The 12,424-nt window shown below is 63.8% G+C and carries 7 protein-coding genes and 1 pseudogene; 5 read left to right on the top strand and 3 right to left on the bottom strand.

The features are described 5' to 3' along the window. Window positions 1-31: 31 nt before the first annotated feature. Window positions 32-1,231, bottom strand: a complete 1,200-nt coding sequence (gene tagH, locus H6979_04305) for a type VI secretion system-associated FHA domain protein TagH (protein ID MCP5139057.1) — start codon at window positions 1,229-1,231, stop codon at window positions 32-34. Between the two features lie 209 nt (window positions 1,232-1,440). Here tagH and H6979_04300 point away from each other — a divergent pair, with 209 nt between their 5' ends. From H6979_04300 to H6979_04290, 3 genes and pseudogenes are all read left to right on the top strand, one after another. Then, window positions 1,441-1,782, top strand: coding sequence for a DUF1820 family protein (locus H6979_04300; GenBank protein MCP5139056.1), 342 nt, complete (start codon window positions 1,441-1,443; stop codon window positions 1,780-1,782). A gap of 50 nt (window positions 1,783-1,832) precedes the next feature. After that, window positions 1,833-5,723, top strand: coding sequence for a phosphoribosylformylglycinamidine synthase (gene purL, locus H6979_04295; GenBank protein ID MCP5139055.1), 3,891 nt, complete (start codon window positions 1,833-1,835; stop codon window positions 5,721-5,723). Between the two features lie 1,237 nt (window positions 5,724-6,960). Continuing rightward, window positions 6,961-7,092, top strand: a pseudogene (locus tag H6979_04290) (transposase). A gap of 498 nt (window positions 7,093-7,590) precedes the next feature. Here H6979_04290 and H6979_04285 read toward each other — a convergent pair. Together H6979_04285 and ettA are read right to left on the bottom strand one after the other, a co-directional pair. After that, complete coding sequence (locus H6979_04285; protein MCP5139054.1) at window positions 7,591-8,316, bottom strand: hypothetical protein; 726 nt, start codon at window positions 8,314-8,316, stop codon at window positions 7,591-7,593. A gap of 25 nt (window positions 8,317-8,341) precedes the next feature. Next, window positions 8,342-10,015 carry an energy-dependent translational throttle protein EttA gene (gene ettA, locus H6979_04280; protein ID MCP5139053.1) on the bottom strand — a complete coding sequence of 558 codons (1,674 nt, stop codon included), beginning with the start codon at window positions 10,013-10,015 and terminating at the stop codon, window positions 8,342-8,344. Between the two features lie 85 nt (window positions 10,016-10,100). Here ettA and H6979_04275 point away from each other — a divergent pair, with 85 nt between their 5' ends. Continuing rightward, entirely contained in the window at window positions 10,101-11,069 is a 969-nt protein-coding gene (locus H6979_04275) for an acetoin utilization protein AcuC (protein MCP5139052.1), read from the top strand. An 83-nt stretch (window positions 11,070-11,152) separates the two neighbouring features. Continuing rightward, complete coding sequence (locus H6979_04270; GenBank protein MCP5139051.1) at window positions 11,153-12,406, top strand: serine hydroxymethyltransferase; 1,254 nt, start codon at window positions 11,153-11,155, stop codon at window positions 12,404-12,406. Window positions 12,407-12,424: the final 18 nt, after the last annotated feature.

Raw genomic sequence — 12,424 nt, 5'->3', positions numbered from 1 at the left:
GAAGGCCCCTGCGGGCGGAGGGCGGGGGTTTCTAGCGACTGCGGGCGGTCCGTGCCACATCCATCTCCTGGGTGTAGGCACGGGCAAATTCTTCGCTGAAGAGCTGCGGGGGGCCGCCGTCATCGCGCTGTGTGAGCGCATGGTAACTCTCTTCGTAGAGTTCCCAGTACTTGAGCTTGTTGGCGCCGGCCAGCAGTCCGCTCCGCTTCATGCCCTTGTCGAAACGGGCTTTCAGCTCGTCCGGATCGAAACGGTCGACGTAATCCTCAACGGCCTGCAACATGGCCTTCACCAGCGCCTGCTCATGCTGTCGCACATCGCGAAAGCCGGCCTTTACGGCATCCTCGGCGCTGAGATACGAGCCTTCGTTGCGGTCGTTGAGCAGATAGCGCATCGCCTCTTCGATGTTCGGCGAGAACTTGAGCGGGTTGTTCTGCGCCGCCTGCATCACCGTCTGCGGCAGGCGGAAGGTGTCTTTCATGTGACTGCGCTCGCGCAGCAGCTCCATGAGCCCACCGACCATCAGGCGCAACAGCTTGCCGCTGGTCTGCATGAGGTCGCCGGCCGGGACACCGGCGACCGCATCCGGGTCGAGACCGGCAGCGGTGATAAAGCGGTCCAGTGCGCGCTGATCGGCGGCTGAGGTGGCGGGTGTTGCATCACTGTCGGGCTTTGCGGCTGTAGCCGCAGTCCTCGCCGTCGGCGTTCTTGCCTGCTTCCCGGGGCGCGAGGGCAGGGACTTCAGTTTCTGCACCAGCGCGCTGTTGGGCGTGAAATGTTTCTGCAGGCCGGCGTCGCCGAGCATCTTGTCTTCCGAAACCAGCGCCAGCTCCAGCGACTCTTCTTCCGGTACGAGCTGCGCACGCACGATCGAGTCGCGCATGCCGTCGTGCTGCTCTTCGTCGCCGCTCTCGCTGATGTCCACGGCGATTTCATAGGCGCCTATGCGCAGGCGGTCGCCATCAAAAAGACGCTGCGGATGTCCCTGACCCACCGGGGTGTCCGCATCGTTGACGTAGACGCCGTTGCGGCTGGTATCGACCAGGTAGTAGGCACCGGACTGATGTTCGATCATCGCGTGCCGGCTGGAGATGTAGCGCTTCTCGTCCGGCAGCACCCAGTCGTTGTCGCTGTGCCGCCCGATCGTGCCGCCGGCAGCGGCAAATTCGCGCAAGCGCTCTTCAGGTGCAAGCGCGTTGCCGTCACTGATTACCCGGAGCCGAAGTGGCATGTTCTGTCCTGTGCCAGCGCAGGTCCGGCGCGGTGCGCCGGCAGCCAGTCTGGAATGTCCCGGACGGAATCATGGCCGGAGAGCGGATATCTGGCCGCGTTTCGGTTCACAGTTCCGGACCCGGTCCAGACCATGGACGCTGCGCTATACTGCGCGCCCGCCAGATCTGGCGGCGCGTTTGAACAGCACCAGCGGGTCCTGGCGGCAGCATGTCAGCGAGAAGTATCTACAAGGTTGTCTTTCTCAGCCAGGGCAAGGTCTACGAGATCTACGCCCGGAATGTGACCCAGGGCACATTGTTTGGCTTCATCGAGGTGGAGCGGCTGGTATTCGGTGAGCGCAGTTCGGTCGTTATCGATCCGTCCGAAGAACGCGTCAGAGCCGAATTTGCCGGTGTGCGGCGTACCTATCTGCCGCTGCATTCCATACTGCGTATCGATGAAGTCGAAAAGCAGGGCACCAGCAAGATCAGCGCCGCTGAAAGCAGCAACGTCAGCCAGTTCCCCACGCCTGTCTATACGCCGGCGCCTTCCGGCGATGCGGACCCGTGACGGGCCCGCAGCAGAAACCTGCCGCGTCGCCGACTTCCCGTACCGGCACCATGCTGGTGTGGGCCGGTACCGATGCGCTTTCGCCTTTCCGGCTCGACAAGCTGCTGGAGGCAATCCGCGGCCGCGTGCCCCGCGTCAGCCGGATTGCCGCGCGCCATGAGTACTGCCTCTCCATCGACCGTCCGTTGACTGACAGCGAAGAGCGGACGCTGCGCCGTCTGCTCGGCGATGAGCCAGTGCCCGAACTGGCTGGCCAGTCCCTGCTGGTGATTCCGCGCGTCGGCACCATTTCCCCCTGGTCGAGCAAGGCCACCGATATCGTGCACAGCTGCGGGCTCAAGGTGGTCCGCCGTGCGGAACGCATGGTCCGTTTCAGCCTTGCGGCGCCGGAGCCGCTCACCGCCGATGAAATCGTGGCGCTCGCACCCCTGCTGTACGACCGGATGACCCAGAGCCTGCTCGAACGGGAAGTGGTACAGGACGATCTGTTCGCCATCCATGCGCCGGCAGCATTGCGCACCATTCCGCTGCTGAGTGAAGGCCTGGCCGCACTGGAACGTGCTGATCGCGAGCTCGGCCTCGCTTTGTCGGTAGATGAAATGAGCTACCTGGCCGAGAAGTTCGGTGCGGAACAGCGCGACCCGACCGATGCCGAGCTGATGATGTTCGCCCAGGCAAACTCCGAACATTGTCGTCACAAGATTTTCAATGCGCGCTGGGTAATCGATGGCGAGGAGCAGGCCTCGAGCCTGTTCGGGATGATCCGTTCCACGCATGCGGCGAATCCGGCCGGCGTGCTGAGCGCCTACCGCGACAACGCAGCGGTGATCGAAGGCGCAGTTACCGCACACCTCTTTGCGGACCCCGTGACCGGTATCTACCGGGCGCAGATTCTCCCCGTACACACCTTGATGAAAGTCGAGACACACAATCACCCGACCGCGATCTCGCCCTTCCCGGGTGCCGCGACCGGTTCCGGCGGCGAGCTGCGCGATGAGGGGGCGACGGGCCGCGGTGGCCGACCGAAGGCCGGCCTGACCGGCTTCAGTGTGTCGAATCTCGACATGCCCGGCTGGCGGCAGCCCTGGGAATACAGTCCGGGCCGACCGGAGCGCATCGCGAGCCCGTTGCAGATCATGCTCGAGGGGCCGATCGGCGCAGCCTCGTTCAATAACGAGTTCGGCCGGCCGAACATTGCCGGCTACTTCCGGACCTTCGAGCAGCGCGATGTGACGGGCAACGCATCGGCTCGCGGTTATCACAAGCCGATCATGATTGCCGGTGGCCTCGGCAATATTTCCGGCCCGGATGTCGAGAAGGCCGAGGTACCAGCAGGTGCCCTGCTGATCGTGCTCGGTGGTCCGGCGATGCTGATCGGACTCGGTGGTGGTGCGGCTTCGTCGGTGGGCAGTGGCACGAGTGCCGCCGATCTGGACTTCGCCTCGGTCCAGCGCGGCAATCCTGAAATCGAGCGACGCGCACAGCAGGTCATCGAGGCCTGTCGCGCACGTGCGGCACTCGATGGTGTTGCGAACCCGATGCTCATGCTGCATGACGTAGGTGCCGGTGGCCTGTCGAATGCGGTACCGGAACTCGTTGACCACAGCCATCGTGGCGCGACCATCGAGCTGCGCGAGATTCCGAATGCCGAGCCGGGCATGTCGCCGCTGGAGATCTGGTGCAACGAAGCCCAGGAGCGCTATGTGCTGGCGATCGAGCCGGCTGATCTCGACTGGTTTGCCGCGGTTTGTGCGCGCGAACGCTGCCCGTATGCCGTCCTCGGCAGTCTCGATGACAGCGGCCGGCTGATCGTGACTGACCGCGAACTGGGCGGCCGGCCGGTGGATATGGCGCTGGAAACCCTGCTCGGCAAGGCACCACAGATGCGGCGCCGGATTGAACGTCGCGCGGTGCCGGAGGTGCCGCTGGATCTGGGTGGTATCGATCTGGCCGAGGCCTGTCAGCGCGTGCTGCGCATGCCGGTCGTCGCCGACAAGTCCTTCCTGATCAATATCGGCGACCGCACTGTCGGTGGCCTGGTCGCGCGCGACCAGCTCGTCGGCCCGTGGCAGGTGCCGGTGAGCGATGTGGGTGTGACCGCGCTCGGCTTCGAAACCTTTGCCGGTGAAGCCATGGCGATGGGCGAACGTGCGCCGGTTGCGCTGCTCGATGCGCCGGCATCCGGCCGCCTCGCCGTTGCCGAGGCGCTGACCAACATCGCGGCGGCATCGATCGGCGATCTGGCAACAGTGCGGCTCTCGGCAAACTGGATGGCAGCAGCCGGCAGTCCCGGTGAGGATGAGTGCCTCTACGACACGGTCGATGCGGTCAGCGCGCTGTGCCGGGAACTGAAGATCGCCATCCCGGTGGGCAAGGATTCGCTGTCGATGCAGACGCGCTGGACGGAGGCGGGCGCGAGTCACTCGGTGGTGGCGCCGGTCTCGCTGGTCGTATCGGCCTTCGCGCCCGTCGATGATGTGCGCCGCACGCTCACCCCGCAGCTGGTGCAGGAAAGCGGCTCGAGTCTGCTGCTCATCGATCTGGGTGGTGGCCGCAATCGCCTGGGGGCATCGGTGCTGGCACAGGCATTCAACCGTGCTGGCGGTTGCCCACCCGATCTCGATCACCCGGGCCGGCTTGCCGCCTTTTTCGCCTGTGTACAGGCGCTTCGCGCGCGGCAATTGCTGCTCGCCTATCACGATCGCAGCGATGGCGGTCTGTTCGTCACGCTGTGCGAGATGGCCTTTGCCGGCAAGACCGGGCTCGACATCAGGCTCGCCCCCGCTTCTGCTGACGCGCTGCTCGGCGTCCTGTTTGCCGAGGAACCCGGCGCCGTCCTGCAGGTGCGCGATACCGATCTCGCCGCCGTGCAGTCGGTCCTCGCGCTGCATGGTCTGGCGGATGTCACGGCGACCGTGGCTGGCGTCGCGCTGGATGACCGGATCCGCATTTTCGCCGGCGACGAGCTGCTGCTGGACCGAACGCGTACCGAACTGCGTCGCTGCTGGTCGGAGTTGTCATGGCGCATGCAGGCGCTGCGCGACAATCCGGATGCCGCGGCCGAGGCCTGGGATGCCTTGCTTGATGCCGACGATCCAGGCCTGAGTCCGCAGACGAGTTTCGATCCGGCCGACGATGTGGCCGCACCGCTGATCCGCATCGGGCGGCGCCCGCGCGTCGCGATCCTCCGCGAGCAGGGAGTCAACAGCCAGATCGAGATGGCTGCGGCGTTCCAGCGCGCAGGTTTCGAGTCGGTGGACGTACACATGACCGACCTGCTGTCCGGGCGTCAGCAGCTGCGCGAGTTTGCAGGCCTGGCCGCCTGCGGCGGCTTTTCCTATGGCGACGTGCTCGGCGCCGGTGGTGGGTGGGCCAAGTCGGTGCTGTTCAATCCGCGCGTGCGCGAGGAGTTCGCAAGCTTCTTTGCGCGCAGCGACAGCTTCACGCTGGGCGTCTGCAACGGTTGCCAGATGTTGTCCGTGCTGGCGGAACTGATACCCGGTGCCGCGCACTGGCCGCGTTTTCGCCAGAACCGGTCCGAACAGTTCGAAGCGCGCCTGAGCCTGGTGGAAGTGCTGCCGTCGCGCTCCGTATTACTGGATGGCATGGCCGGCAGTCGTCTGCTGGTGCCTACGTCGCACGGCGAGGGGCGTGCGGAATTTGCACGGCCGGGCGATCTCGCCGCATGTGAAAGGGGTGCACAGCTGGCGATCCGCTACATCGACAATCGCGGTGCGCCGGCCGCGCTGTATCCCGCCAATCCCAACGGCTCGCCGGGTGGCATCGCCGGCCTGTGCTCGGATGATGGCCGGGTCACGATCCTGATGCCACATCCCGAGCGCGTGCAGCGCACCGTACAGCACTCCTGGCATCCGGCCGGCTGGGGCGATGATGGCCCCTGGCTGCGCCTGTTCCGCAACGCGCGGTTGTTCACTGGTTGAAGTGCGCTGTCGGAGGAGCGGCTTCAGCCGCGATTGCCCGCCAGAACAATCGCGGCTGATCCCTGAAAATCAGTGGTAGCGGCTCACCCCGACGTTATGGGAGCCGGTATCCATGGCTGCGCCGGGCGGTGTGTGCGGTGCACAAACGGCGGGTTAGCGGGGAGATTCGCTGAACAGTAGTTCGTCAGCGCTGGCGCGTATTGCGCCCGAGGTGCGCGACAGGTGGCGTGGCAAGCTGGCAGACTCACCGCATGGGGTGTTTGAATTTCCTATTTGCTCAGGACAAGGATGCCCTGAAGCCCCCGTCTTTCACCTCGGTCGGACATCGTTCGCAGGACTCACCCAGGGGCAGTTACGTCCTACGTCCGAGCGCTTGAGGCGATTCAATTGAACATCCGGTTAGGCCAGTTCATTAAAGGTTCGGCGCTCGTCGCTATTATCGGGATACTGGCGTTTCTCTGGATAGAGGAGGACCTTGGCAATGCAGCTGTTAAGGCGGCTTGTGCGCGCGACGGGGGGCTCACGCTACGAACGCCAACGGTTGCACCAGGGTTTCTCTACAGCGAGCCAGGTGGCTCCAATTGCGAATCGTGCATTAGGGAACTGGCCGCCGGGACTTCTGAGTATGTCGACTACTTGGTGCGTGCAGACGGACACGGAGAGCTATTTCCGGTCCGGGGCTATTACCGTATGAGGATTGGCACAGTGGGAGACTCCGACTGTGCCGTCTTTGATCGGGCCGCCTTCGTCAAGATGGACGCAAATCGCTTCGGTCTGCTCCCTAGTCAATGTATTGCCGTGGAGCCACTTCCGAGCCGGCCAGTGGGTCCGGTGTATTCGCAGCGATATTTTGACGAGCCAGCGGATTGGGGCATCAAGCTTTCTGTACGGGAGCTTCGCATTGACGATTCCTCCTCCGGAGAGGAGATCGCTGTCCTGAGAGACTACCGATTCTATTCAAGCGCCGCTCCGTTTCTGGATTTCAGCGGGGGCGGCGGAGTGGCTTCCTCCACCTGTTGGACTTATGTGAACGGTCGGTTCCCTGACATAACTGACCTTTTTTCTGCAGCATTCCAGCGTTCTTCGCCGAAGTCGAGCGGAGTGAACTGACCGGATCCTTGGAGATAAAGCATGTCTACATTTCAAGAGCAATACGATGCCGCCTTGCTTGCCCACGCCGCGTATCTCAACTTTTCTGGGGTTGCTACCCCCGGATCCGGTGCGATCACCGGCTTTGCTGTCGCTCACCGCCCAAGGCCAGGTGCGCTACACGCTGAAGATGCCGTACCGGGACGGCTCCACCCACGTGGCGTTCGAGTCGCTGGACTTCATCGCACGCCTCGCTGCGGTGGTGCCAGCGGGGCGGGTCCAATCAGGACAATCCGGCCAGAAACCCGGGTTTGCCAGGCTTGTGACATGGGCTAGCCTGTTGCCCATGGACTATTTGTATTCGCTGTACGATGCTCTCCTGAGCATCCACGTTCCGAACGACAAGGCCCGGGCAGTGGTGGATGCCATGGAGCGGGACATGGGTACGACAATTGCAACCAAGGCAGACCTGCAGATCCTCAGGCAGGACCTCACGTCACTGGTGAACAGCAACGTCAGCGACCTGCGCCACGAACTCCGGCACGAAACCGGGCTGGTTCGCAAGGACATGGAACTGCTCTCCAGCCGGATGGTCATTCAGCTTGGATCCATGCTGGTAGTTGGGTTCGGCGTGATGATTGCGGCGCTGAAATTCCTGCTGAGCTGAGGGCAAGTCCGGAGCGCCAACCGGATGGGCTGCGGTGGCGTTGATTCAGCCGCCGCGATCCTGATGCCGTATCCCGTATCCCGAAAAGGTGCGGCGCAACGTGCAGCACTCCTACAGCCGGAGCTTGCTGACTTTCGGGTCCGTTGCGGTATCGGTATCGTCGATCCCCGCCGCCTGATCCGCAAAGAAGCGCCGCACTTTCAGTGCCTGGCGCAGCTTGGCCTTGCGTACGTAGGTCTGGTTGAGCAGGTCTTTCATGGTTTCAAGCAGCGCGGCAGCCTGCCGGCGCTCGAATGCCGGCTCGGTACCGGCGGCTTTGGTATTCGTGTCGAAGATCACCCGGCAGACCGCAGTAAAAGTCGCCTCGTCGATTTCGCCGAGTTGCTGGATCTCCGTCACCGTATCGAAAACGCGCAGGCGACCGGCTTCGCCGACATCGTCGAAGATCGCCTGTGCCGTCTGCCTGCACATGGCAGCAAAGGCCTGCCATAGCCCGGCGCTGTAGCAGGCCAGCGCCTCGCGGAAGCGCGTGGCGACCGGTGCGGGCAGGTAGCCGAGGCTGAAGCGTTCGGGTGGATGCTCGACCGGCTGCGGCAGCGGATGCAGGTCGACCCGGTCATCGCGCCAGGCGCGCGTCCGGTAGCGCAGGAATACCGGCGACTTGCAGGCCGAGCACTGCAGGACGACGCCGATCTGCGCCGGCCGCTCGGCTTTCAACCGGCTGAAAGGCGGGAACGCGGTGACGCTCATCGGCACCACGGCCGCGCACTGCGGGCACTCCATGGTGCTGGTGCCGCCGCGCTCGAAGCGGTTGTCTGCGGTGATGCAGGCTGTCATTTCTTCATACCCCGTTGCAGAAAACCTAACGTGTCAGCGGCTTGTAGCGTATCCGGTGCGGATTGGCCGCGTCATCACCGATGCGCCGGCGCAGGTCGGCAGCATAGTCCGCATAGTTGCCCTGGAACCAGACCACCTGGCTGTTGCCTTCGAAGGCCAGGATATGCGTGGCGATACGGTCAAGGAACCAGCGATCGTGCGAGATCACGATGGCGCAACCCGGAAATTCGAGCAAACCTTCTTCCAGTGCCCGCAGTGTTTCGACGTCCAGATCGTTGGTCGGCTCGTCGAGCAGCAGCACGTTGCCGCCTTCCTTCAGTACCTTGGCCAGGTGCACACGGTTGCGTTCGCCGCCTGAGAGTTCACCGATCAGCTGTTGCTGCTGGGTGCCCTTGAAGTTGAAGCGCCCGCAGTAGGCGCGTGACGGCGTCTCGTACTTGCCGATGCGGATGATGTCTTCACCGCCGGAAATCTCGGCCCACACCGTCTTCGTGTCATCCAGCGAATGTCGTGACTGGTCGACTGCGGCGATCTGCACCGTTTCACCGATCCGGATTTCGCCGCTGTCGGGCTTTTCCTGACCGGTCAGCATGCGGAACAGCGTGGTCTTGCCCGCGCCGTTGGGGCCGATGATGCCGACGATCGCGCCGGGCGGAATCTGGAAGCTGAGATCATCGATCAGCAGCCGGTCGCCAAAGGACTTGCGCAGGTGATTGACCTCGATCACCAGGTCGCCGAGGCGCGGCCCGGGCGGAATGTAGATCTCCTGCGTTTCCTGCCGGGTCTGGTATTCCTGCGAGACAAGTTCCTGGAAGCGGCTGAGCCGCGCCTTGCTCTTGGCCTGACGTGCCTTGGGGTTCGCGCGTACCCACTCGAGCTCGGCTTTGATGGCCTTCTGTCGCGCGGCTTCGCCCTTTTCCTCGCGTTGCAGGCGCTGCTCTTTCTGGTCGAGCCAGGAGGAATAGTTGCCCTCCCAGGGGATGCCGTGTCCGCGGTCGAGCTCGAGAATCCAGCCGGCCACGTTGTCGAGAAAATAGCGGTCGTGAGTCACGGCGATGACAGTGCCCGGATACTGCTCGAGGAATTTTTCCAGCCAGGCGACCGATGAGGCGTCGAGATGGTTGGTCGGCTCGTCGAGCAGCAGCATGTCGGGTTCGGAAAGCAGCAACCGGCACAGGGCCACACGCCGCCGCTCACCGCCGGACAGCTGGTCGACTTTCGCATCCCAGTCGGGGAGGCGCAGGGCATCGCCGGCGATTTCGAGCTTGCGCTCGATTTCCCAGCCATTCTTCGCTTCGATGGCGTCCTGCAGTCTTGCCTGCTCGTCGAGCAGCTTGTTCATCTCGTCGTCGTCGAGCGGTTCGGCAAACTTCTCGCTGATCTCGTTGTAGCGCTTGACCAGCTGCATCATCTCGCCGAGGCCTTCCTCGACGACCTGTCGCACGCTGCGGCCGGCGGGGAGGTCGGGTTCCTGCGGCAGGAAGCCGATGCGGATGCCGGGTTGCGGGCGGGCCTCACCCTCGAATTCCTTGTCGACGCCGGCCATGATCCGCAGCAGCGTGGACTTGCCCGAGCCGTTCAGGCCAAGCACGCCGATCTTGGCGCCGGGGTAAAAGCTGAGCGAGATGTCCTTGAGGATGAAACGCTTGGGTGGAATGATCTTCGCCACCCGGTTCATCGTGTAAACGTATTGCGCCACTGGATCTGCCTGCCGGATTGCCGTGCGGGAAATGCCGCGCGATTATCCGGCAAGCGTCGGGCCTTGCAAAGTTATAATCCCGGGCATGGCAGAGAGTCGCAATGCCGTGCTGGTGCTGAAGGGCGCCAATATTGCCGCCTATGGATTCGGCGACGGTCATCCTTTCGGGCCGGACCGCCACGCTGCTTTCCACGATGAGCTTGCCGGGCGCGATTTCAGCCGCGTAATCCGGCTGGCGATGGCGAGCGAAGCGACGCATGCCGAGCTGACCGCCTTTCACACGCCGGGCCATGTGGCGCGTGTGGAGGCATTGTGCCGGGAGGGGACCGGCTGGCTGGATGGCGGGGATACGCCGGCACAGCGAGGGCTGGATGCTGCTGCTGCCGCGGTTGTCGGTGCCACGGTCTTTGCGATGGAATCCATCATGGCGAGGCAGGCGCGGCGCGCGTTCGTGCCGATCGCCGGGCTGCACCATGCGGGCCGCGATAATGCAGCCGGTTTTTGTGTTTACAACGACTGCGGTGTGGTGATCGAGCTGCTGCGCGCCCGCCATGGTCTCAGCCGCATTGCCTACGTCGATATCGATGCCCATCACGGTGACGGCGTCTATTACGCGTTCGACACCGATCCGGCGATCTGCTTTGCCGATATCCACGAGGACGGCCGCTATCTGTATCCGGGCACCGGGGCCGCGGATGAGACCGGCCGTGGCGCTGCGGCCGGTACCAAGCTCAATATTCCGCTCGCGCCGGGTGCCGGCGATGAGGAGTTCCGCGGTGCCTGGGAGCGCGTTGAGGCCCATGTCGCCGCCGCCCGGCCTGAATTCATCGTCTTTCAATGCGGTGCGGACAGTCTGGCCGGTGATCCCATCACCCATCTGCGCTACTCGCCGGCAGCGCACGCTTATGCCGCTGCGCGTCTGTGTGCGCTGGCCGATCGCTGCTGTGAAGGGCGCCTGCTGGCCACCGGTGGCGGTGGATACAACCGGCGCAATCTCGCCCTGGCCTGGACCGCGGTGGTTGAGGCTTTTGTCGAGGCCGGCCGGCCCGCCTGAGCGGGATTGTTTCCGTCGCCGATGACCGCCAGACCGGAGGCCTCGGGTAGAATGACCCGCTTTTCCAGTGGAGGCCACCCAGAATGTTCAGGCGGGATTGCACGATTGCCGGGTTTGATCCTGAGCTTGCCCGCGCCATCGACAGCGAGCGTGGCCGGCAGGAAGACCATGTTGAACTGATTGCTTCGGAAAACTATGCCAGCCCGCGCGTGCTCGAGGCGCAGGGTTCGGTGCTGACCAACAAGTACGCCGAGGGTTATCCGGGCAAGCGTTACTATGGCGGATGCGAGTATGTCGACATCGCCGAAAACCTGGCCATCGAGCGCGCGAAGCAGCTGTTTGGCGCCGCCTATGCCAACGTCCAGCCGCATTCCGGATCGCAGGCCAATGCTGCAGTTTACCTGGCCCTGCTCCAGCCGGGCGACACGGTGCTCGGCATGAGCCTCGCGCATGGCGGCCACCTGACGCACGGTTCGCCGGTGAACTTCTCCGGGCGGCTGTTCAACATCGTTTCCTATGGTGTGGATGCGGCCACGGGGCTCATCGACTACGGACAGCTGGAAAGTCTTGCGCGTGAACACAAGCCGCGCATGATCATTGCCGGTTTTTCCGCTTATTCACGGGTCATCGACTGGCAGAAATTCCGCACCATTGCCGACAGCGTCGGCGCGTATCTTTTCGTCGATATGGCGCATGTCGCCGGGCTGGTCGCGGCGGGGGAGTACCCGAATCCCGTGTCGATCGCCGATGTGACGACCACCACCACACACAAGACCCTGCGCGGTCCGCGCGGCGGCCTGATCCTGGCGCGGCAGAACGAGGAAATCGCGAAGAAGCTCAACTCCCTGGTATTTCCCGGCACCCAGGGTGGCCCGCTGATGCACGTGATCGCGGCCAAGGCCGTGGCCTTTCTCGAGGCGTTGCAGCCCGAGTTCAGGACCTATCAGCGCGAGGTCAAGAGCAATGCGCAGCTGATGGCGCGCTGCCTGACGGAGCGCGGCTACAGGATCGTCTCCGGTGGCACCGAGAATCACATGTTCCTGCTCGACCTGATCGACAAGGACATCACCGGCAAGGATGCCGATGCCGCACTCGACCGGGCCAACATCACGGTCAACAAGAACGCGGTGCCGAATGATCCGCGTTCACCCTTCGTGACCAGCGGCGTGCGCATGGGCACGCCGGCCGTGACCACGCGCGGCTTTCGCGCCGCCGAGATTGAAGAGCTCAGCGGCTGGATCGCCGATATTCTCGATAACATCCAGGACGAGGCACGTTCGGCGGCGATCCGCGGCAAGGTCATCGAGCTGTGCGCGCGCTTTCCCGTATATCAGTAAGCTGAAGGAGGCAGACCG

Source organism: Chromatiales bacterium (genome assembly GCA_024234935.1).
Classification (GTDB): Bacteria; Pseudomonadota; Gammaproteobacteria; order Steroidobacterales.
The sequence above is the reverse complement of the archived record's forward strand: the minus strand, read 5'-3'. Positions and strand labels throughout refer to the sequence as shown.